Source organism: Streptomyces sp. NPDC001348 (assembly GCF_053597535.1).
On the sequence record NZ_JBSFIK010000051.1, the window covers coordinates 15,319 to 35,759 of the forward strand.

The window sequence follows — 20,441 nt, forward strand, 5'->3', positions numbered from 1 at the left end:
GTTGCGGGAGTGGGGCCCCTGCCGGGGGTCGACGGCGCGGCCCTGGCGGGATGCGGGAGCGTGGCGCCTGGCGGGTTGCGGGAGTGGGGCCCCTGCCGGGGGTCGACGGCGCGGCCCTGGCGGGATGCGGGAGCGTGGCGCCTGGCGGGTTGCGGGAGTGGGGCCCCTGCCGTGGTCCGACGGCGCGGCCCTGGCGGGATGCGGGAGCGTGGCGCCTGGCGGGTTGCGGGAGTGCGGCCCCTGCCGGGGGCCGGGAGCGTGGCGCCTGGCGAGATGGGAGAGCGCGGCGCCTTGCGGGATGCTGGGGCGTGGCCCTTGTTCGGGAGCGTGCCCCTTGGCGGGCCGGGGAGCACGCCTCCTGAGGAGGCCCGGGAGCTTACCCCCGGCGGGGGATCGGGGGCGTGCTCCCCGGTGGGGTTGAAGGGGCGGGGCCCCTGGGGGACGGGACGGGTAGGGGCGGCGGGGGCGAGAACCCCACGCCGCACCCACGCTCAGCCCTGCGGCAGCACCACCGCACGCCCGTTGACGCCCCCCGCGTGCAACCGCTCGTAGGCCGACGGAGCCTCTTCGAGGGAGAAGGTCTCGACATGCGAGGAGACGAGCCCCTGCCGCGCCAGCTCGAGGACCTCCATCAACTCCCCGCGGCTGCCCCAGTAGGGGAACGAGGCGGACACCTCGAACGGCAGCCCGCCGCCGAAGCCGACCGCCAGCGTGCCTCCGCCGATCCCGACGATCGTCACATCGCCCTCCACCGCCACCGACGCGGCGGCGACGTCCAGGGTGCTCCGCACTCCCACGAAGTCCAGGACCACCTCCGCTCCCGCACCACCGGTGAGTTTCCGGATCCGCCCCGCCGCCTCGGCATCGCAGAGCAACGTCTCGTGGGCGCCGACCTCACCGGCCAGCCGCAGCTTCTCCTCGCCGACGTCGAGGGCGATCACCCGGGCGGGGGTCAGGGCGCGCAGCAGCTGTACGGCGAGATGCCCCAGGCCGCCGACACCGATGACCACCGCCGTGCCGCCCGGGACCAGCTTCGGCAGAGACTTCCGGATCGCGTGGTAGGGCGTCAGGCCGGCGTCGGTCAGCGGCGCCGCCTGCACCGGGTCCAGTCCGCGCAGCGGCACCAGATGGCGGGGCGAGTCCACCAGCATGTACTCCGCGAGGGCGCCGGGAGAACCGAGCCCGGGCGGCATGATGCCGAGAGCGGCGGCGTCCTGGCAGTAGTTCTCCCTGCCCTCGGCGCACTTGCGGCACAGCCCGCAGCCCCACGGGCCGTACACGGCGACCTCGTCGCCCTCCGCCACCTCCGTGACACCGCTGCCCACGGCCGCGACCGTGCCCACGCCCTCGTGACCGAGCGTCAGCGGCAGCGGATAGGGGAACTGCTCCTCCGGCCAGCCCATGACGGCCAGGTCGGAGTGGCACAGTCCCGCCGCCGTCACCCTCAGCAGCACCTGGCCCGGGCCCGGCGCTGGCACGGGCACCTCGACGACCTCGGGGGCCTGCCCCACCTTCCGGTACTGAAGAGCCCTCACCGTCCCACCCCCTCGGCGCTGCCGGGCACGGCCCCGGTCCCGGTGACCGCGGCGGGGCCGGCACCCGGCGGCCGTGGCGCCTGCCGGCGGCGCAGCATCGCCGGCAGGGAGATCCGTCCGCCCGTGAGCACCAGCGCGGTGATGAGGACCGAGCCGGTGAACAGGCTCGCGGCCCACTGCGCGCTGGTGGCGAGCCCGAGCCCGGTGACGCCGGTGCCGAGCAGCAGCACCGCGAGCACCGTGCCCCAGGCGTTGAAACGGCCCGCGCGCAGCTGGGTCGCCCCGACGAAGGCCGCCGCGTAGGCGGAGAGCAGGTAGGGCGTGCCCGCCGTCGGCGACCCGGACCCCACCGAGGACGCGAAGACGACTCCCGCGAACCCGGACAGGAGCGCGGAGGTCACCAGGGTCAGGAAACGCAGCCGGTCGGTGCGCACGCCCTGCAGCCGCGACGCGTCGGCGTTGAAGCCGGTCGCGTACAACCGGCGCCCGGTGGCGGTGTGTTCCAGCAGGAACCAGATGGCCACCGCGGCGAGCAGCAGGTACAGCACCGGCAGCGTGATGCCGCCCGCGTCGAGCTGGGCGATGCTCGCGAACGGCTTGGCCAGGAGCTGCACACCGGTGATGGAGCTGTCGTCGGTGACCATGGTGATCAGCGACTGGATCAGCGCACCGGTGGCCAGGGTGGCGATGAAGGAGTCGACGCGCAGCAGCACCACCACGACTCCGTTGACCACTCCGACCAGCAGCGCCGCGGTCATCGCCAGGGCGACGGCGGTACCGGGCCCGAGCCCGGCGGAGACCAGGAACCGCGCGGTCAGCACGCTGGTGAGCGACATGGTGTAGGCGACCGACAGGTCGAAGACACGGGCCGCCAGCGGCGGTACGACGCTGAGCGCCACCAGCCCGGCCACGGCGTTGCCGTTGAGGACCTGCTTGACCGTGGTCACCGTCGGGAACGTCTGGGGCGCCCAGACGGAGAAGACCGCGACGATGACCAGCCACACGTACACGGCGCCGATGTTCCGGAACGACAGCGCCGCCGCCCGCCGCCTCAGTGTCCCCAGGGCGGACGGCGCGGGCCCGTCCGGCACGGACGGCCGGATTCCCGCAACCCGGGTCGGGGTGGATGTCATGTCACTCGGATCCTTCCAGTGCTCATCTCACTCGGTTCCTTCCATGGCGTGCACGAGCGCGGCCTCGGTGATGTCGCGGCCGCTGATCTCCCGTGCGATCCGGCCGTCCCGCACCACCAGGACCCGGGTGCACAGCGCGAGCAGGTCCTGGGTGTCGGACGAGGAGACGATGACGCCCATGCCCTCGTCGGCCTGGCGCTCTATCAGGTCGTAGAGCTGCAGGCGGGTGGCGATGTCCACGCCGGCGGTGGGTTCGCAGAGCGCCAGCACCGGGGGGCGCTGGGCCAGACAGCGGGCCATCACCACCTTCTGCTGGTTGCCTCCGCTCAGTGTGGTGATGCGGGCCCCGCGTCCGGCGGTGCGCACCGCGACCCGCTCGATCCACTCGTCGACGAGCGCGGACTCGCGGCGCCGGTGCAGGTGTCCGCCCCGGGCCCGCAACCGGTGCAGCAGCGGGAGGGTGAGGTTCTCCCCGACCGCGAAGTCACCGATCACTCCCTCGCCCGCCCGGTCCGCCGGGACCAGGGGGATGCCCAGTGCGCCCGCGCCGCGGGCGTCGGTCCACCGCTCGGAGCGCCCGGGCAGCCGCAGCCTGCCACGCACCGGCCCGGTGCCGGCCCCGCACACCGCGTACGGCACGAGCTCGTGACCGGAGCCCACCAGGCCGGTGATCCCCAGCCGTTCGCCCCGGGCCAGGTCGAAGCCGATGCTCCGCAAGGGTCCGGCCGACAGGTCGCGGACCTCGAGGACCGCCTCGGTGGCACCGGCGGGGCGGGCCGGCCGGTGGTCGGTCTCCGTCTCCTCGCCCGCCATCAGCTCCGCCAGCGAGCGGGGCGTCAGGTCGGCGACGCGGCGGGTGGCGATGCGGCGCCCGCCGCGGATCACCGTGACGCGGTCGGCGAGGGCGAAGATCTCGTCCATCCGGTGCGACACGTACAGGACGCTGGCACCGGCGTCGCGGACCTCGCGCACGATGTCGAACAGCCGGGCCACCTCACCCGGCGGCAGCACGGCGGTGGGCTCGTCGAGCACCAGCACACCGCGCCGGCCCTCCCAGCCCTGCAGCGCCGCCGCGATGGCCACGACCGCGCGCTGGACGGGAGAGGCCTGGGACAGCGGCCGGCGCACGTCGATGCCGAGGCCGAACCGTTCCACGAGTGCGGTCGTGCGCCGCTCCATCTCCGGCCAGCGGATGTTGCCGAAGGCGGTACGGGCGAAGCCGCGGCTGAGCGCGAGATTGTCGATGGCGCTCAACTCGCCCACCAGCCCGAGCTCCTGGTGGACGAAGCGGAGCCGGTCGTGCCGGGAAGCCGCGACCTGGCCGAGGCCGAACGGCTCGCCGTCGAGCTCGGCGAGCGCACCCGGCTCCGCATGGTGGTATCCGGCGAGGATCTTGATGAGGGTGGACTTGCCGGAGCCGTTGGGCCCGATCAGGGCGTGGATCTCGCCGTGCGCGACCTCCAGGTCGACGTCCTGCAGCGCCTGGGTGCCGCCGAACCTCTTCGACAGCCCGGTCACCCGCAGTACCGGGCGGTCCGCGTGTTCCGCCGAACCGTCGACGTGGTGTCGCGCCCCCGGTGACGTGTCAGCGTGCACCGGTCCTCCTTACGTTGCGCGGGAAGGCGCCGCCGCCGGCACCGGAGCCGGCGGCGGGCCGGCCGGTCAGTTCAGTCCCCAGAGCGCCTTGAACTGCGCCCGGTAGTCCGCGACGATCGGGAAGTCGCCGTCGGCGGAGGGCAGGTTGTCCTTGGTGACCAGCATGTTGGGCAGTACCGCCTTCTGGTCCACCGCCATCGACTGGCCGGTGAAGTGCCGGGCCAGCGCGTCCACCTGGATCCAGGCCGTCTCGTGTGAGTTCAGTGCCATCGCGCCGTCGGTGAGACCGCTCTGGATGTACTGGTAGTTCTGCGCGTCACCGACGTTGACGACGATGTGCTTGCCGGTGATCCCGGCGGTCTTCAGCGCGGCCGGGACGCCCACGTTGAGCAGCCCCAGGGAGAAGACGACGTCGGTCACCTTCGGGTGGGAGCGGAGGTACGACACCACGCGGTCCGGCATGTCCTTGCCGACCGCGGTGATCGGCACGTCGACGTTGTCCAGCGCACAGCCGTCGCACCACTGCTTGTACTTGGCCGCGAAGGTGTCCTTGACGGGCTTGAGGATGGTGTAGGCCGGCAGGTCGAAGTACACCGTGTTCGCCTTGGCGCCGCTGTTCGCCACCACCCACGAGGCGATCATCGCGCCCTGGACACCGACGTCCTTCGGGCCGTTCTTCAGCAGGGAGACGCCGCCGCCCACCACGTCGTCGGCGTTCGACTGGATGACGGGGATGTGGGCCTTCTTGAGCTGCGCCAGTTGCTTGGCGTAGACGGCACGCGGGAATCCGGAGGCGACGACGGCGTCCGGCTGGTCGCGCACCGCCTGTTCGTAGGCGGCCTGGACGGACTCGGGAGTGCCCTGGGTGGCGATCTGCTTGACCTTCCAGCCGAGCTGACCGGCCGCGGCGGTGAAGAAGTCGGCCAGATCCTTGCAGGACTGGACGCCGCAGAGGATGAAGTCGACCTGCTTGCCCTTGGGGATCTTCTTGCCCACGGGCTTGCTGACGGGGATCGAGTCCGGGCGCTCGGAATACTTCTGGAGGGCCGCGCGGGCAGCCGCCAGGCCGGGGGAGTCCGCCGCCGCCTGCGTCGCGACCGCGGCCGGAGCGGTGCTGCTGCCGCACGCCGTCAGGGCGAGCAGCGCGGTGAGGGGGACGATCGCGGTGAGGGCGCGGCGGACCGCGCGACCGGGTCTGGAACTCATCGTTGAGTACTCCCGTGGTGTGGTGCCTGAGCTGCCGCGGCCCGCGTCGCTCCCGCGTCCGCGGCGGTCGGCTCCGTTCAGGCGGATCCTGGGCCGCCCGGGGCGGGACGGCACGCGTGGGGGGTGAGACATGGAGGGCTGCGGTGCTCGCCGTCGTGGGGTACGGCGCGGGCCGCCCGGTGTCCGAGCGGCGCTGGGCCGGGAGGGTCGGAGCCCGGCCGATGCCAGAAACTTATGAGGCACTACAGCCTCAAGTGGGTCGGAGTGTGACACGGCGCGGACGCGTTGGGGAGGGGGCTGTCGCAAAAAATTCCCGGATGGTCCATGGATTCCACGGTGACCTCGGGTGATGCGACCGCGTCGACCGTCACGACTGTTGCTCCGGGCCGCGCTCGGTAACTACACTCGATCTAAAGTTTCTGCCGGAGGAGAGATGATGGACGAAACGTCGGAGGTGGGCACGGCGCGGTGCCCTGGGCCCAGCGTCCAGGACTACCTCGACCGGGACAGCCGGCCGGTTCCCGCCGCCTTGAGGTTCGAAAGGAACGACTACCTCGGCAGCGAGGACATCGACTCCGCGCGCTTCGTCTCCCGCGAGTGGGCGGAACGCGAGATGCGGCAGGTGTGGCAGCGCGTATGGCAGTTCGCCTGCCTGGAGAGCGAGATCCCCGAGGTCGGTGACCACGAGGTCTACGAGATCGGCACCGACTCGCTGATCGTCGTGCGGACGGCCCCGGACGAGATCCGCGCCTTCGTCAACGCGTGCCTGCACCGCGGCCGCAAGCTCCGCATCAGCGGCGGCAACGTCGGCGAGTTCCGCTGCCCGTTCCACGGCTTCGCCTGGAACCTCGACGGAACCATGCAGGCGCCGCCGTGCGCCTGGGACTTCCCGCACGTCACCGAGGAGAAGTTCTCGCTGCCCGAGGCGAAGGTGGCGACCTGGCGCGGCTTCGTCTTCATCAACATGGACCCCTGTGCGGAGTCCTTCGAAAGCTACCGCGGCACCTTCGACGACTACTACATCTGGCCGCTGGAGAACCGCTACAAGTCACTGCACATCGCCAAGGTGCTGCCCTGCAACTGGAAGGTCGCACAGGACGCGTTCATCGAGTCCTTCCACGTGATCGCCACCCATCCGCAGATGCTGCCCTGGCTCGCCGACGCCAACTCCCAGTACGACGTCATGGCCGACCAGCCCCACTGGAACCGCATGATCAACATCCAGGGTGCCCCCAGTCCGCACGTGGCCGACTCGGTCACGGAGGAGGACGTGCTGGAGACGTTCTACGACTCGCGCGCGTTCTACTCCGCGGCCCAGGGCCGTGACCTGGTGAGGCAGGAGGGGGACGAACTGCCGGCGATACCGCCCGGCGGCACCGCGCGCCAGGTGCTCGCCGACCGGATGCGCGAGCAGCTCGCCGCCACCTCGACGCAGGACTTCTCACGGACCGCGGACACCGAACTGCTGGACGCCATCAACTACCTGCTGTTCCCCAACTTCAATCCCTGGGGCGGCGCCAAGTCCAACATCGTCTACCGGTTCCGGCCCGACGGCCTCGACCCCGACTCCTGCATCGCCGAGATCATCTTCATGTCGGCCCCCAAGGAGCCCGGCGTGATGCCGGCCCCCGCCGGGATCCGCTGGGTCCCGCAGGACATGCTCTTCGCGGACATCCCCGAACTCGGTGTGCTCGGACCCGTCTTCGACCAGGACTGCGAGAACCTGCCCTACGTCCAGCAGGGACTGAAGACGATGCGCAAGCCCGGCATCACCCTGGCCAACTACCAGGAGAGCCGCATCCGGCACTTCAACCGGACACTCGACCACTGGATGGACAAGTGACCCATCGTGTGGCCGTCAGGCCTTCGGGTGCCGAGCTCGAAGTGCTCGACGGCGAGGACCTGTTCAGCGCCGCGAGGCGGCTCGGCTACCGCTGGCCCACCGTCTGCGGCGGCAAGGGCACCTGCCGTACCTGCTTCGTGGAGGTCGACGAGGGCGCCGAGAACTGCTCACCGGTGGACCCGCTGGAGCGCGAGGGCCTCCAGGCCCTGCGCCGGCCGGTGGACGGCCGCACCAGGCTCGCCTGCCGGCTCCGGGTCGCCGGCCCGGTGACCGTGACCAAACGCGGCGTGCGCCGCCGAGTGCAGGAGTGAGCACCATGCCCAAGCAAGTCACCCATCCGCTGACCGGCCACGTGTACCGGCTCACCGACGAGGGACTGGTCGAGGTGACCGACCCGAAGACCGGGGCGCGGGGCATCTTCGACTTCCAGGCCCGCTGGCAGTCGGGCGAACTGCGCCACGCCGACCTGCAGATGGCCGGCTGGGTGGGCCGGCTCGCCCGGCGGCGCCCGCCCGGCCGGCCGGAGGAGTGAGCCGATGACGGCCCGCACCACCCGGGTGGTCTGTCTGGTGCGCCGCCCGGCCGGCGAACCGGCCCCCGGCGACTTCACGATCGAGGAGCGTGTGCTGCCGCCGCTCGGCGCCGGCCAACTCCTCGTCCGCAACCTCTACATGAGCGTCGACCCCTCGATGCGCGGGCGGCTGGAGAGCACCGAGAAGCACTACACGCACAACTTCACCCCCGGATCCCCGCTCGACGGCCGGGCCCTCGGTGTCGTGGAGGAGAGCCGCTCGGCCGCGGTGCCACCGGGCACCTTCGTACGCCACCAGCTCGGCTGGCGGGAGTGGGCCGTCGTCGACGCGTCCGACAGCGACGGCGCCGGGCGCATCGACCCCGGACTCGCTCCACTGCCCACCTGGCTGGGACTGCTCGGGCAGACCGGCTTCACCGCCTACGTGGGACTGACGCGGATCGCCGCGGTACGCCCCGGTGACACCGTTCTCGTCTCGGCGGCGGCCGGTGCCGTGGGCAGCGCCGCCGGACAGTTCGCCCGGCTCCTGGGCGCCCGGCGCGTCGTCGGGACCGCGGGCGGGCCCGACAAGTGCGCGCTGCTGGTGAAGGAGTTCGGCTACGACGCGGCCGCGGACTACCGCGCGGAGCCGGTGCGCGACGCGCTCGCCCGGCTGGCGCCCGACGGCATCGACGTCTACTTCGACAACGTCGGCGGCGAGCAGCTCGTGGCCGCCCTGCACGCCCTGCGGCCCGGCGGCCGGGTCGCGCTGTGCGGCATGATGTCGCAGTTCGGCGGCGGGGGACGGTCCGCCGGCATCAACCAGCTCATGCAGGCGGTCCTCAAGCGGCTCACGCTGCGCGGGTTCATCGTGCGCGACCACGAGGACCTGCGGCCCGAGTTCGAGCGCCGGGTGGCGGGCTGGCTGCGCTCGGGCGAGGTGACGGCCCGGGAGACCGTGGCGGACGGCCTGGAGAACGCGGCCCAGGCGCTGCTGTCCCTGCTCGCCGGCGGCAACGTGGGCAAGATGCTGGTCAGACTGGACGAGAACGCCTGAGGGGCCCGGGGCTGCGTGCCCCAGGCCCCTCACCAGGCTCGGCGATCCTTCAGCGCATGTCGTGCGAGGCGGCCACCGTGTGGGTCTGGAGGCTGACGCCCACGCGCACGAGCCCGGACGTGGCCGCCCGGAACTCCTTCATGTGCGCGGTGGTGAAGTGCTCGTCGAGTGCCGGCTGGGACGACCACCGTTCGTACACCCGGATCCGCCGTTCGTCGGCGGGATCCGGGGTCATCGCGTAGTCCAGACAGCCGGGTTCCTCTTCGCGCGTGCGGCGGCCCAGCGCGACGAGGTGGCCCAGCATCGTGTCGCGGTCCTCCGGCTCGTAGTCCATCCACCCGGAGACGATGATCTGCTCTGCCATGTGCGTCCCTTCCATGACCGCGGGCCCGTCGCTCCTGTCAGGGGAGCGACGGGCCCGCGGCGTTCAGATGCCGGCCGCGGCCGGAACGCTGTCCACGGTGACCGTGCCCTTGTCGCCGTCGACCGTGATCACCATCCCGTCGCGCAGCCGCTCGGTTCCGCCCTCGACGGAGATGACGGCCGGAATGCCCAGTTCACGGCAGACCACGACGGCATGGCTGTTGAGCGCGCCCACGTCCACCACGGCCGCCCCGGCGACCAGGAACAACGGCGTCCAGGCCGCGTCCGTGATCGGCGCGACCAGCACCTCACCGGGCTCGAGGGCCTCGCACGAGGCCGGGTCGGTGACCACCCGCACGGTACCGGTGTAGGTGCCGTGGCTGCCGCCGACGCCGCTGAGCACATCCCCCTCGGCCGCCGCGTCGGTGCGCTCCACCGCCCGCCGCGGCCAGGTGTCGATCTCGGTCCGCGCGTCGTCGGCGACGAAGAACGGCGGCTCCAGCTCGTGCAGTCCCGCGTACTCCTCGAGCCGCCGGCCGATGACGGCGCCGAAGGGCTCCGGGTCGGCGACGTAGTCGTCGAGCTCGGTCTCCAGCAGCATCATCACGTCCTCGGGCCTGGCGAAGCGCCCGGCCTCGACGCCCCGGCGGCCGAGCTCGCGCACCGCCATCCGGATCTCGTTGACCACGGTCACGCAGTTGCCCTTGGTGCGCTCGCGGGCCGGGATCCACACCTGGGAGGCGTGCATGCCGGCGTCGAACATCGGTTGCGCGTCCTCGGGCAGGGCGGCCCGTACCCCGGCCGCGGTCTCCTCGCGGCGTGCCGTCAGCCTGCGGTGCCGCCCGGCGGGGGAGTCGGCCTCGGCGCTGTGCCGGATACGGTCGACCAGGGCCAGCGCCTGGACCGGCGCCGCCTCCCAGGACAGCGCGTGGATGTCCCACTCGTTGGGGCCGCGGTCACCGTGGGCGGCCAGGAACTCCTCGAAGGAGTCACGGAACGCCTTGACGTCCCCGGCGGCCCCGTCGAGGGCCCGCTCCACCGCGTCCGGTCCCCGGTCGAACAGCTCGGTCAGCTCCGCCGAGGCCACCACCTGACGGGACAGGTCCCACAGGCCGGCCGAGGACGACGCCGAGTCGACGTCGCCGAGACCGCTGATCAGGTCCAGCATGGCGTCCGGCCGGTCCACGCTCGCGCAGAGCGGGCCGAGGATCGCCGGCCCGACGGACGCGGGCAGCGAGGACTCGACGTGCCGCTGGAAGGTGGTCTCCACCTCCGGGAGCAGCGAGCGGACGTGCGCCACCAGTCCGGCGTCGGACAGCTTCGCCAGATCCGGCCGTTCGCGGCGGATGCGGCGCACCCGCTCCCGGTCGCTGTCCGCCTCCGGGAAGCTCGTCTGGCCGAGCATCCGCTGCAGTGTCGCGCCCGCCTTGGCCGTCAGCTCCTCGTCCTGGTCCTCCGGGTGGGGCACGTACACCGGGGTGTCGGAGCGCCGGCCGACGAAGGCCGCGTCGATCTGGTCCGCCGTCTGCCCCATCCGGATGCCGAACAGCCGCATGTGCGACAGGTTCAGGTAGAAGTAGCCGCCGAACATCCCGACGAACGGGGGCCTGGGACCGGCCACCTCGTCGTCGCGGTAGATGCCGAAACCCACGAAGCCCTTGCGCCAGCCCCGCAGACCAGGCCCCCACACCAGGGTCCAGCCCAGTGGGCTGGCCGGTTCCGGCAGGGTCTCGCCCGCGTTGGCGCGGGTGTAGTGCGGCAGCCGCTCACTGCGCTGCCAGTCCGTGATCCAGCTCTTCATGACCGGGGTCTCCCGCCGTCCGTGCCCGCGCCTGCCACTGCCCGTCCCGCGCCTACCACTGCGCCGTCCCGCCGTCGACGCTGATCAGCGCGCCGGTGATGCCCGCGCCGGCGTCGGACGCCAGCAGTGAGGCGACCGCGGCGATCTGTTCCACCGTGGTGATCTTCTTGGTGGCGGCGTGCTCGGCGAACCGGCCGAGCCACTCCTCGTAGCTGATGCCCTCGGCCTCCGCCGCGGCCGGGCCGGCGGCCCGCATCAGGTCGGTGTCGACGGCGCCGGGGCAGATGGCGTTGCACGTGACGCCCTGGGTGCCGTACTCGAAGGCGGTCGCCTTGGTCAGCCCGTGGATGGCGTGCTTGTTGGTGATGTAGTGGCTGATCGCGGGCTTGTTGGCCTGCTTGCCCTCGACGGAGGAGATGTTGATGACGCGGCCCCAGCCGTGCTCCAGCATCTTCGGCAGCGCCCGCCGGGTGCCGTAGAAGTAGGCGTTGAGGTTGAACGCGAGCGCGTGGTTCCAGGCCTCGTCGCTGAGCTGGTGCAGGGGAGCGAAGCCCTGCGTGCCGCCCGCGTTGTTGACCCAGATGTCGAGCCGGCCGAACCGCTCGGCGGCGAAGTCGGCGAGGCCCTCGACGTCCTCCTGGCTGCTGGTGTCGCAGGGGTGGAAGACGGCCCGGTCCCCGGCGTCCATCTCCTCCAGTGCCTGCTTGCCCTTGACCTCGCTGCGGCCGCTGACGACGACCGTGGCGCCGTCGGCGAGGAAGGCCTCGGCGATGGCGCGGCCGATGCTGCGTGTGCTGCCCGTGATCACCGCGACACGTCCGTCGAGGCTGCCCGTAGCCACCATGGTGTTCTCCTGCGGTTGTTGTGGATCGGTCACCTGGCGGCTCTGGGTGCGTTGTCCAGGTGCTCGTGAATGGTGCGGTGGAAGTGCTGGAGGCCGGGCTCGTTGCGCCCGAAGACGAAGTCGGTCCCGGCCGCGGCCAGGGCCTGCAGCCCCTGCTGGACTCCGTAGGTCGTCGCGTAGTCCTCGTCGCGGACCACTTCGTAGAACCACTCGCCGAACTGGTCGGCGGCCCCCCGTTCCTCCTCGGTGACGGCCGGCTCCCGCAGCAGGATGATCTGCTGGGTGACCGATTCGGTGGCCGTCCGGGGCAGGACCAGCGAGACGGCGATCTTCTGACGCCAGCCGCCGGCGATCGCCAGCCCGGGGAAGAGCCAGTAGATGGGGCCGACGCAGTCCCCGGGGTCGCGCTGGTCCGGCGGCAGGTCCACCGCCTGGGCGATGGGCCGCAGAGCGGGCGCCACGCGCTGGTGGGGGCCCCAGGTGTCGTGCGCCATCATGTTCGACAGATTCGTCTCGAACACCGTCTTCGGGTGCAGCGAGGCGAAGTGGTACGTCTCCAGGTACCCGTCGAGGGTGACCTTCCAGTTGGGGCTGGTCAGCTCGCGTGTCGCATAGTGGTGGCACTCCGCCAGGCGAAGCCCCTCCAGCAGCGGTCCCAGGTCGCCCAGCCAGGCGTCGAGGTCCTGCTCGGCCGCCGGATCCAGGGAGACGAAGACGATGCCGGCGCGCTCCGCGGCGGGCAGCCGGACCAGGCCGCGGCCCTCGCGCGGCACGTTGCCGAAGGTCTTCTCGGCGTACACGCCCCTGAGCTCACCGGCCAGGTCGTAAGACCACGAGTGGTAGGGGCAGGTCAGCCGCTTCGACACGCCGCAGCCCGCTTCGAGCAGTCTGGCCCCGCGGTGCCGGCAGGCGTTGATCATCGCGTGCACGGCGCCCTGCCGGTCACGGGTGATCAGGACCGGGACGCCGAGCACGTCGATCGCCTTGTAGGTGTTCGGCCCGGGAAGCTCGCACGACATGGCGAGCGGCAGCGGCACGCTACGGTGGACGGCGTCCGTCTCGCGCCGCCAGCGGTCGGCGTCGAGGTAGTTCGAGACGGGTTCCGTCCACTGGTCCGCGGCCTCGTGCGTCGTACCCGCGCGGTAGTGCTCCACGACACGTTCGACGAGCTGGCCTGCCTCTTCCCGCATCACCACGGAAGCGGGGTCGGTGGACCGGTCCTGGCTGATCCACGAGGAGTATTCCGGCGCCCCGGGCGGCTGACGCTCGTCAGTCGTCTGCTGGGGCTCCAGTGAACTGGTCCGGACCACGGCGTCCTCACAATCCTCCCAGCCGAGCTGGGGAACGGCTCCGGTTGCGGCAGCTGGGCTGTGAGCGACAAAACAACAGGGCTTAGTGTTGTCTGTCAATAGTAAGTAGGAAAAGTGATGGACGGATTGCCCGCGTTCGAGGTGGTGGCCGGTGGAGCCCGGTGTGTCGATGACTCGGCCTTTCGAGGCCGGGATGGTCGTGGCGGACCAGGAGTTGATGGAGCGGTTCTACCGTGAGGCGCTCGGCTGTCGTCCCGTGCACCGCTCGGTGGTGCCCCAGGGGATCGCGGGGCCGGCGGGTCTGGGCGGGGAGCTTCTGGTCGTCTGGCTCCAGGTGCCGTCGGGAGGCCTGATCAAGTTGATCCGGCCCCGGGTCGCGGCCGTGCCGGCCCGGGCGGCCGTACCGCTCGCCGCACGCGGCGGACTGTCGTATCTCACCTTCCCTCTCGACGACATCGAGCCTGTCGTCGCCGCGCTGCCGGCCGCGGGTGCCCGGCCGCTGTCGTCCCCGGTCGTGGTGGAGGCGCGCGGGCGGCGGATCAGCTTCTGGGTCGATCCGGAAGGCAATGTCGTCGAGTTGGTCGACTGCCGTAGTAATTAGACAGCCTCTTCAGTAAGGTGCCCCCTGCCAGTTACTGTAGGCAGACACAACAAAGTCCGATCGGTGGGACACCTCCCTCGGGGCGAAGGGGCGGACGATGGCTCACACAACACCGCAGCAGCCGACCGCGCAGGTCATCCGTGACCTGCACGAGCGCATGGTCCGCATCCGGCTGTTCGAGACCGAGGCGGGAAAGCTCATGGAGGCCGGCAAGCTGCCCGGCTTCCTGCACCTCTACGTCGGCCAGGAGGCCGTGGCGGCCGGGGTGATGGCGGCGCTCCGCGACGACGACCAGATCACCTCCACTCACCGCGGACACGGGCACGCCGTGGCCAAGGGCGTCGGCCTGCGGCAGATGTACGCCGAGCTGTACGGCCGGGTCACCGGCGCCTGCCTCGGACGCGGCGGCAGCATGCACATCAACGACGTCCGGCTCGGCATGCTCGGCGCCAACGGCATCGTCGGCGCCGGCATCCCGATCGCCGTCGGCGCCGCCTTCGCCGCCCGGTACAAGGGCGAGGACAGCGTCGCCGTCACCTTCTTCGGTGACGGCGCCACCAACATCGGCTCCTTCCACGAGGCCGCCAACATGGCCGCCGTCCTGCGCCTGCCGGTGCTGTTCGTCTGCGAGAACAACGGCTACGCCGAGTTCACCCCGCAGTCCAAGCACATGCTCCTCACCGACGTCGCCGACCGGGCGGCGGCCTACGGCATGCCCGCCGTGATCGTCGACGGCATGGACGCGGTCGCCGTCCACCGGGCCACCGTCGACGCCGTCGCACGTGCCCGGTCCGGCGAGGGCCCGATGATGATCGAGGCCAAGACCTACCGCTACTTCGACCACCAGGGCGTCAAGGGACTGCGCCACCCCTACCGCTCGCAGGAGGAGGTCGACGAGTGGAAGGCCCGCGACCCGATCGACCTGCTGGAGGCCCGTGCCGTCGCCGACGGCACCGCCACCCGCGCGGAGCTGGACCACGTGTGGCAGCGCACGCGCGACGAGATCGCCGAGGCCATCGCCCACGCGGAGGCCAGTCCGCTGCCCGACACCGCCGACCTGCTGCTCAACGTCTACTCGGGGTGACCGACATGACCGCCATCACCGAAGCACCGGCCGGCGCCCCGCAGCGCACGGCCCGCACCCTGACCTACGTCAAGGCCTTCAACGAGGGGCTGGCGCAGGCCATGCGCGAGGACGAGAACGTCTTCGTCGCCGGAGAGGACGTGGCCGGATACGGCGGCGTCTTCCGCATGTTCGACAACCTGCTGGACGAGTTCGGCCCCCGCCGCATGATCGACACCCCGATCTCCGAGGCCGCGCTGGTCGGCCTCGGTGTCGGGGCCGCCGCCCGGGGCCTGCGCCCCGTCGTCGACCTGATGTTCATGGACTTCATCGGGGTCTGCCTGGACCAGATCGTCAACCAGGCCGCGAAGATGAAGTACATGTTCGGCGGGGCGGTCTCGGTGCCGCTCACCATCACCACCGCCTCCGGCGCCGGGCTGGGCGCCGCCGCCCAGCACAGTCAGAGCCTGGAGGCCTGGCTCGCCCACGTGCCCGGCCTGAAGGTGGTGATGCCGTGCGACGCCTACACGGCCAAGGGCCTGACCGTCTCGGCGATCCGGGACGACAACCCGGTCGTCGTCATGCTCAACAAGGTGCTGCTGGGCAGTAAGAGCGAGGTGCCGGAGGAGATCTACGGCATCCCGCTCGGGCAGGCCCACACCGCGCGGCCGGGATCCGACGTCACCGTGATCGCCCTCGGCCGGATGGTCGGCGAGGCCCTGGCGGCGGCCGGCGAGCTCGCCGCCGAGGGCATCGAGATCGAGGTGATCGATCCGCGCACCGTGCAGCCCCTGGACACCGAGACCATGATCGCCTCCGCCCGGCGGACCAACCGGGTGCTGGTGGTGCACGAGGCCGTCACCTTCGGCGGACTCGGCGCGGAGATCGCCGCCCGGATCCAGGACGAGGCCTTCGACTTCCTCGACGCGCCCGTCCTGCGGATCGGCGCCCCCTTCTCGCCGGTGCCGTTCTCCCCTGTGCTGGAGAAGGCCTACGTACCCGACGCGGCCCGGATCGCGCAGGGCTGCCGCCGGCTGCTCGAAAGGTCGTGAGGACATGGCTGTCGAGGTGCTGCTGCCGAAGATCGGCCTGACCATGCAGGACGGCACGATCGACGAGTGGCTGGTGCCGGCCGGGGGGACCGTCCGGGCCGGTGAGGCGCTGCTGCGGCTGGCCACCGACAAGGTCGACGTGGACGTCGAGGCGGAGGCCGGCGGAGTGTTCCACCCCCTGGTCCCCGTGGGCACCACCGTCCCGGCGGGGGCGCTCATCGGCTGGCTGCTGGCCGAGGGCGAGCAGCCACCGGGCCCGGGGGGTACGCCGATGCCTCCCGGGCCCGGGACCAACGGGGCCGCTCGCGAAGTCCCGCCCACGGCACCCCCCGCGGACGTCGCCGTCCCCGTGAACGGTGCCGCGTCCCTGGGCGGCGACACGGCCCGGCGCGGAAGCGGAGGCCGGATCCTGTCCTCGCCCAACGCCCGGCGGGTGGCGGCCGAGGCCGGTGTCGACCTGGGCGCCCTGCATGGCACGGGACCCGGCGGCCGGATCGTCTCCGAGGACGTGGAGGACTTCCTCGCCGCCGCGCCCGCGGAACACGCGTCCCCCGTCCTCCCCGTCTCCCCGCTGGTCCGCCGTCTGGCGAAGGAGCGCGGTATCGACCTCGCCGACGTGCGCGGCACGGGCGCGGGGGGCCGCATCCGCAGGGCCGACCTCGATGCCGTCACCCCGGCACCCGCTCCCACCCCGGCACCCAAACCCACCGCGGCGCGGCCCACTCCGGCGCGCTCCGCTCCACCGCGCCCCGGCGACGTCGTCCCGCTGACCGGGATGCGCGGCACCATTGCCCGCCGGATGCACGCCAGCCTCCAGGAGATGGCGCAGCTGACCCACGGTTACGAGGTGCGCATGGACGCCGTCGTGGCCCTGCGGGCCCAGCTCAAGCAGGAGTGGGCCGACAGCGATCTGCCGGTGCCGAGCCTGAACGATTTCCTGCTGAAGGCCGCCGCACTGGCCCTGCGGGAACACCCGCTGCTCAACGCGGGAGTGCACGAGGACGGCATCCACCTCTACGAGGACATCCACCTCGGCTTCGCCGTCGCCGTTCCGGGCGGCCTCCTCGTACCGGTGATCGAGGACGCGGCGGCCTTGCCGCTGCCAGAACTAGCCCGCCGGACGAGGGAGTTGGCGGACGCCGCCCGCGCGGGACGGGTCTCCCCGGCCCAACTGGAGGGAGCCACGTTCACCGTCACCTCACTCGGCGGGTACGGCGTCGACTTCTTCACCCCCGTGATCAACCCCGGCAACGTCGCCATCCTCGGCGTGGGCAGGCTCCGGGACGGCGTCGAGTGGGTCGACGACCGGCCGTCGCGCACCCGGGTGCTCACCCTCAGCCTCACCTTCGACCACCGCGCCGTCGACGGTGCTCCCGCCGCCGAGTACCTGCGCACCGTGGAGAGGTTGCTGCGCGGGCCGTTGCGCCTGCTGGTGTGAGGCTCCCCCGTCGTGCCGGTCAGCGCGCCACGGTGATCCGGTCGGCGAGCCGGTGGACCTCCTCGGTGAACGACCGGTGCCCGAGAGCCCGGTAGACCTCGTCGCCCCGGATCTGCGAGATCGCCGCGTTCTCCAGCAGCGCGAGCACCCCCAGGCCGGTCACCGCCGCCTCCGCGTCGGTGACCGGCTCGCCGTCCCTGCGCACCAGCCGTACGAGCTCTTCCAGCAGGTGCGCACGGATCTCGTGGCGCAGCACCTCCGCCTCCTGGCTCATCCCCGCCGAGGAGACGAAGAAGACGGTGGCGGCCGACCGGTGCTCCGCCAGCCACGCCAGCAGCGCCGTCACCTCCGTGCCGACGCCCGAACCGGGGGTGTGCGCCTCGGTGAGCGACTTCAGCTGCTCGCGCAGCGCCGCGGAGAACACCCGCATGCCTTCCACCAGGACCTGGTCCTTGGAGGAGAAGTGGTAGTACACCGCCGCGGACGTCATCTCGGCCCGTGCGGCGATGTCGGCCACCGTCACCTCGTCCGGCGGCTGGGTGGCGAAGAGCTCGGTGGCTGCTTCGATCACCCACTGCCGGCGCGAGGGGCGGTGAGCGGCACGAGGTCCGGAAGTCGTCATGGTGTCAAGTATGCCCAACGCCACTTCCCGCAGCACCACGGCGGTACCAGGATTTACGGCACCGTCATGACCGAGTTACTGGATAACATGGTCAGTACGCCGGGCGTATCGGCACCGGACCCGGAAGCCGCAAGGGGAGCACACATGGCCAGCACGCAGAACGGCAAGCAGCCGGCCCACCGGCCCTCACGGCGGCAGCACATCATCGACGCCGCGGTGCGTGTCTTCGGCCGCAAGGGATTCGCCGAGACCAGCGTCCAGGACATCGCGGACGAGGCCCAGGTGGTGCCCACGGCCGTCTACTACCACTTCGACGGCAAGGAGGAGCTTCTCGAGCTGGCCATGCGCCGGGTCTTCGACCAGCTGAACGCCGTCGTGGAGGAGGCCCGTCCGGAGACCGAACCGGGTGACGCCCAGGGGCTGGTGCGCGTCATCGACGCCGTGTGGGACTGGGTGGAGAAGAACCCGGACGAGGCCCGTCTCTTCCAGGTGCAGGTCGCCTCCGCCAACGGCAACGTGAAGCTGCTGCGCGACGAGTTCGAACAGCGGCACATCCAGCGTGCGTACGACTACCTGCCCGAGGCGGCCACCCGCAGCCCCCGCGCGGCCAGGGCCAGGCACGCCGCGCAGGCGCTCGCGGTCCGTACCCTGATCAGCACCACCATGCTGGTCACCGCGCTGCGGGCGGAGGGCGGGCCGCTGGCGGGCCTGCCGCCGCGTGCCGTGCAGGAGGCGGTCAGGTCGACGGCGCTGCGGATCATCGCCGCGGAGCAGGACGCCGCCGCGTCCGTCTGAACGCGGGTTCGCGCCCGGTGCGCTGCGGTGCCTCGCCCCCGCGTCGGTGACCCCCGGGCGGAACCTGGCCTCGCCTCTCACACCGTCAGCACCGAGCAAGCGCTGATCCCCGGTGCCCCGTACACATGGGTGAAGCCCACGCGTGGGCCGCCGGGCACCTGTACCCCTGGTGCCCGGCCCTGCAACTGCCGTACCACCTCGTGGAACTGGCGCAGTCCCGAGGCGCCGACGGGCTCCCCGCCGGCCAGGCAGCCGCCGTCGGTGTTCACCGGCAGCCGCCCCGTGGGGTCGGTCTCCCCGGCGGCCAGCAGTTTCTCCTGCTCGCCGTGGGCGCACAGCCCGGTCTCCGCGAGGTGGATCAGTTCCGAGCCGCTGTCGGTGTCCTGCACCTGGGCCACCCGCACGTCCGCCGGACCCACACCGGCCCTGCGGAAGGCCGCCTCGGCCGCGTCGACGCTGGGACTGCGGTGCGGTCCCGGCGGCAGCCAGGGAGAGAACACCTCGAAGGAACCGAACCGCCGGGTGCGGAAAGCCAACGACGCGAGTCTCACGGGGCGTTCGCACAGGTCGAAGGCCCGGTCACCCAGTGCCAGCACCAGTGCCGCCGCGCCCTGCCCCGGCGAGCAGAACATGTACTGGGTCAGCGGCGGACTGACCTCGGCGGAGTCCAGGATCTCCTGCTCGGTCAGCGGCTTGCGGCGCCAGGCCAGGGGATGCCGGGAGCCGTTGCGGAAGGCCCGCGCCGCCACCATCGCCAGCGCCCGCTCCGAGATGCCGTGCTCGTGCAGGTACCTCCGGGTCTTCAGCGCGAAGAACTGCGTCGTGAGCATCATGCCGCTCTCGGCGTACCACTCGCCGAGTCCGTAGCGGGCGGGGGAGGCGTTGAACGCGCCGCGCCCGTGCTTGTCGAAGCCCACCGCCAGCCCGAGCGAGGCCTCGCCCGCGCGCAGTGCGGCCGCCACCGCCAGCACGGTCGAGGCGCCGGTCGCGCAGCCGTTCTGCACGTTGACGAACGGCACTCCGGTCAGCCCCAGCCGGCCCACCAGGGTGTCGGGTTTCCCGGACACGTCGGAGCCGCCCGCCGCGTACCCGATGTCCTGCCAGGCCACGCCGGCGTCGGCCAGTGCCTCGCGCACCGCCCGTTCGGCCATGTCCATTCCCGTGACGCTCTCGTCCCGGCCGAAGGGATGCATCCCGCAGCCGACCACGTAGACCTCGTCGCTCCGGCTCATCGCCCGCCTTCCCGGGCCGGCCCGAACGCGAAGGTCAGCACCTCGGTCCCGTCCTCGTCGTGGTACGCGGCCACCGTGGTGAGCCGCACCGGAAGCCCGATCCGTATCCCGGCGCGGGGAATCGCCAGCCGCGACTCCACCAGCACCTCGCCGAGGTCCACATAGCCCACGTGGTACGGCTCGTAGCCCCCGGCCGGCGGCCGGTACGGCGGCTTGGGCGGGAACGCCTGGAGCGTCCAGGACCACAGCCGTCCGCTCACGGGCAGCGCGTGCGCGGACATGGCCCCGTCCGAACACCTGGGGCACGCGTCCTGCCTGGGGAAGACGACGGTGCCGCACCCGGAGCAGCGTGCGCCCGCCAGGCGCGGTGGATCCACGCCGTCGAACAGGGTCTCGTCGATGAGTCTGGTGGTCATCCCGTTCCGCCCGGTCATTGCGT

Annotated in this window: 20 protein-coding genes; 9 read left to right on the forward strand and 11 right to left on the reverse strand. The window is 71.9% G+C overall.

The features are described 5' to 3' along the window. Nucleotides 1–491: 491 nt before the first annotated feature. The 4 genes from ACWC21_RS36015 to ACWC21_RS36030 form a co-directional block, all read right to left on the reverse strand. Entirely contained in the window at nt 492–1,535 is a 1,044-nt protein-coding gene (locus tag ACWC21_RS36015) for an NAD(P)-dependent alcohol dehydrogenase (protein ID WP_450888236.1), read from the reverse strand. Then, on the reverse strand, nt 1,532–2,668 hold the full coding sequence (locus ACWC21_RS36020) for an ABC transporter permease (protein ID WP_450888238.1): 1,137 nt from the start codon (nt 2,666–2,668) through the stop codon (nt 1,532–1,534). The genes ACWC21_RS36015 and ACWC21_RS36020 overlap by 4 nt, the downstream gene beginning before the upstream one ends. Before the next feature lie 27 nt (nt 2,669–2,695). Further along, a complete protein-coding gene (locus tag ACWC21_RS36025; RefSeq protein ID WP_450888240.1) occupies nt 2,696–4,264 on the reverse strand; it encodes a sugar ABC transporter ATP-binding protein in 1,569 nt (522 codons plus the stop codon). Between the two features lie 66 nt (nt 4,265–4,330). Beyond that, a complete protein-coding gene (locus tag ACWC21_RS36030) occupies nt 4,331–5,470 on the reverse strand; it encodes a sugar ABC transporter substrate-binding protein (protein ID WP_450888242.1) in 1,140 nt (379 codons plus the stop codon). 436 nt (nt 5,471–5,906) lie between these two features. Here ACWC21_RS36030 and ACWC21_RS36035 point away from each other — a divergent pair, with 436 nt between their 5' ends. The 4 genes from ACWC21_RS36035 to ACWC21_RS36050 are packed head-to-tail and all read left to right on the forward strand — an operon-like array spanning nt 5,907 to nt 8,881. Then, on the forward strand, nt 5,907–7,313 hold the full coding sequence (locus ACWC21_RS36035; RefSeq protein WP_450888244.1) for an aromatic ring-hydroxylating oxygenase subunit alpha: 1,407 nt from the start codon (nt 5,907–5,909) through the stop codon (nt 7,311–7,313). Next, the gene (locus ACWC21_RS36040) at nt 7,310–7,624 is read left to right on the forward strand and encodes a 2Fe-2S iron-sulfur cluster-binding protein (protein WP_450888246.1); all 315 of its coding nucleotides are present in this window, start codon (nt 7,310–7,312) and stop codon (nt 7,622–7,624) included. The genes ACWC21_RS36035 and ACWC21_RS36040 overlap by 4 nt, the downstream gene beginning before the upstream one ends. Nucleotides 7,625–7,629: 5 nt before the next feature. Then, nucleotides 7,630–7,845: a transposase gene (locus tag ACWC21_RS36045; protein ID WP_450888248.1), complete on the forward strand. Its 216-nt coding sequence runs from the start codon at nt 7,630–7,632 to the stop codon at nt 7,843–7,845. Nucleotides 7,846–7,849: 4 nt separating this feature from the next. After that, entirely contained in the window at nt 7,850–8,881 is a 1,032-nt protein-coding gene (locus ACWC21_RS36050; RefSeq protein ID WP_450888250.1) for an NADP-dependent oxidoreductase, read from the forward strand. A gap of 49 nt (nt 8,882–8,930) precedes the next feature. Here ACWC21_RS36050 and ACWC21_RS36055 read toward each other — a convergent pair whose 3' ends face one another. From ACWC21_RS36055 to ACWC21_RS36070, 4 genes are all read right to left on the reverse strand, one after another. Beyond that, complete coding sequence (locus tag ACWC21_RS36055; RefSeq protein ID WP_450888252.1) at nt 8,931–9,245, reverse strand: putative quinol monooxygenase; 315 nt, start codon at nt 9,243–9,245, stop codon at nt 8,931–8,933. Nucleotides 9,246–9,308: 63 nt separating this feature from the next. After that, entirely contained in the window at nt 9,309–11,045 is a 1,737-nt protein-coding gene (locus ACWC21_RS36060) for a PEP-utilizing enzyme (protein WP_450888253.1), read from the reverse strand. Between the two features lie 52 nt (nt 11,046–11,097). Then, entirely contained in the window at nt 11,098–11,889 is a 792-nt protein-coding gene (locus tag ACWC21_RS36065) for an SDR family NAD(P)-dependent oxidoreductase (protein WP_450888255.1), read from the reverse strand. A gap of 29 nt (nt 11,890–11,918) precedes the next feature. Beyond that, nucleotides 11,919–13,199: an aromatic ring-hydroxylating oxygenase subunit alpha gene (locus ACWC21_RS36070; RefSeq protein ID WP_450888257.1), complete on the reverse strand. Its 1,281-nt coding sequence runs from the start codon at nt 13,197–13,199 to the stop codon at nt 11,919–11,921. A gap of 169 nt (nt 13,200–13,368) precedes the next feature. Between ACWC21_RS36070 and ACWC21_RS36075 the strand changes: the two genes are divergently transcribed. The 4 genes from ACWC21_RS36075 (at nt 13,369) to ACWC21_RS36090 (ending at nt 17,353) form a co-directional block, all read left to right on the forward strand. After that, on the forward strand, nt 13,369–13,800 hold the full coding sequence (locus tag ACWC21_RS36075) for a VOC family protein (protein WP_450888259.1): 432 nt from the start codon (nt 13,369–13,371) through the stop codon (nt 13,798–13,800). 97 nt (nt 13,801–13,897) lie between these two features. Continuing rightward, nucleotides 13,898–14,884 carry a thiamine pyrophosphate-dependent dehydrogenase E1 component subunit alpha gene (locus tag ACWC21_RS36080; protein ID WP_450888261.1) on the forward strand — a complete coding sequence of 329 codons (987 nt, stop codon included), beginning with the start codon at nt 13,898–13,900 and terminating at the stop codon, nt 14,882–14,884. 5 nt (nt 14,885–14,889) lie between these two features. Beyond that, nucleotides 14,890–15,915 carry an alpha-ketoacid dehydrogenase subunit beta gene (locus tag ACWC21_RS36085; RefSeq protein ID WP_450888263.1) on the forward strand — a complete coding sequence of 342 codons (1,026 nt, stop codon included), beginning with the start codon at nt 14,890–14,892 and terminating at the stop codon, nt 15,913–15,915. 4 nt (nt 15,916–15,919) lie between these two features. Next, nucleotides 15,920–17,353: a 2-oxo acid dehydrogenase subunit E2 gene (locus tag ACWC21_RS36090; RefSeq protein WP_450888265.1), complete on the forward strand. Its 1,434-nt coding sequence runs from the start codon at nt 15,920–15,922 to the stop codon at nt 17,351–17,353. A 19-nt stretch (nt 17,354–17,372) separates the two neighbouring features. Here the strand turns inward: ACWC21_RS36090 and ACWC21_RS36095 are convergent, their stop codons facing one another. Next, nucleotides 17,373–17,975 carry a TetR/AcrR family transcriptional regulator gene (locus tag ACWC21_RS36095; RefSeq protein WP_450888266.1) on the reverse strand — a complete coding sequence of 201 codons (603 nt, stop codon included), beginning with the start codon at nt 17,973–17,975 and terminating at the stop codon, nt 17,373–17,375. Between the two features lie 144 nt (nt 17,976–18,119). Between ACWC21_RS36095 and ACWC21_RS36100 the strand changes: the two genes are divergently transcribed. Further along, nucleotides 18,120–18,770: a TetR/AcrR family transcriptional regulator gene (locus ACWC21_RS36100; RefSeq protein WP_450888268.1), complete on the forward strand. Its 651-nt coding sequence runs from the start codon at nt 18,120–18,122 to the stop codon at nt 18,768–18,770. A gap of 77 nt (nt 18,771–18,847) precedes the next feature. Here the strand turns inward: ACWC21_RS36100 and ACWC21_RS36105 are convergent, their stop codons facing one another. Together ACWC21_RS36105 and ACWC21_RS36110 are read right to left on the reverse strand one after the other, a co-directional pair. Continuing rightward, a complete protein-coding gene (locus ACWC21_RS36105) occupies nt 18,848–20,002 on the reverse strand; it encodes a thiolase family protein (protein WP_450888270.1) in 1,155 nt (384 codons plus the stop codon). After that, nucleotides 19,999–20,418, reverse strand: a complete 420-nt coding sequence (locus ACWC21_RS36110) for a Zn-ribbon domain-containing OB-fold protein (RefSeq protein WP_450888272.1) — start codon at nt 20,416–20,418, stop codon at nt 19,999–20,001. The genes ACWC21_RS36105 and ACWC21_RS36110 overlap by 4 nt, the downstream gene beginning before the upstream one ends. Nucleotides 20,419–20,441: the final 23 nt, after the last annotated feature.

Bases quoted from the DNA above. Each gene is read 5' to 3' on its own strand.
- ACWC21_RS36020 (WP_450888238.1), bottom strand. From the start codon at position 2,668: ATGACATCCACCCCGACCCGGGTTGCGGGAATCCGGCCGTCCGTGCCG.
- ACWC21_RS36030 (WP_450888242.1), bottom strand. From the start codon at position 5,470: ATGAGTTCCAGACCCGGTCGCGCGGTCCGCCGCGCCCTCACCGCGATC.
- ACWC21_RS36035 (WP_450888244.1), top strand. From the start codon at position 5,907: ATGGACGAAACGTCGGAGGTGGGCACGGCGCGGTGCCCTGGGCCCAGC.
- ACWC21_RS36045 (WP_450888248.1), top strand. From the start codon at position 7,630: ATGCCCAAGCAAGTCACCCATCCGCTGACCGGCCACGTGTACCGGCTC.
- ACWC21_RS36050 (WP_450888250.1), top strand. From the start codon at position 7,850: ATGACGGCCCGCACCACCCGGGTGGTCTGTCTGGTGCGCCGCCCGGCC.
- ACWC21_RS36055 (WP_450888252.1), bottom strand. From the start codon at position 9,245: ATGGCAGAGCAGATCATCGTCTCCGGGTGGATGGACTACGAGCCGGAG.
- ACWC21_RS36060 (WP_450888253.1), bottom strand. From the start codon at position 11,045: ATGAAGAGCTGGATCACGGACTGGCAGCGCAGTGAGCGGCTGCCGCAC.
- ACWC21_RS36065 (WP_450888255.1), bottom strand. From the start codon at position 11,889: ATGGTGGCTACGGGCAGCCTCGACGGACGTGTCGCGGTGATCACGGGC.
- ACWC21_RS36075 (WP_450888259.1), top strand. From the start codon at position 13,369: ATGACTCGGCCTTTCGAGGCCGGGATGGTCGTGGCGGACCAGGAGTTG.
- ACWC21_RS36080 (WP_450888261.1), top strand. From the start codon at position 13,898: ATGGCTCACACAACACCGCAGCAGCCGACCGCGCAGGTCATCCGTGAC.
- ACWC21_RS36085 (WP_450888263.1), top strand. From the start codon at position 14,890: ATGACCGCCATCACCGAAGCACCGGCCGGCGCCCCGCAGCGCACGGCC.
- ACWC21_RS36090 (WP_450888265.1), top strand. From the start codon at position 15,920: ATGGCTGTCGAGGTGCTGCTGCCGAAGATCGGCCTGACCATGCAGGAC.
- ACWC21_RS36095 (WP_450888266.1), bottom strand. From the start codon at position 17,975: ATGACGACTTCCGGACCTCGTGCCGCTCACCGCCCCTCGCGCCGGCAG.
- ACWC21_RS36100 (WP_450888268.1), top strand. From the start codon at position 18,120: ATGGCCAGCACGCAGAACGGCAAGCAGCCGGCCCACCGGCCCTCACGG.
- ACWC21_RS36105 (WP_450888270.1), bottom strand. From the start codon at position 20,002: ATGAGCCGGAGCGACGAGGTCTACGTGGTCGGCTGCGGGATGCATCCC.
- ACWC21_RS36110 (WP_450888272.1), bottom strand. From the start codon at position 20,418: ATGACCACCAGACTCATCGACGAGACCCTGTTCGACGGCGTGGATCCA.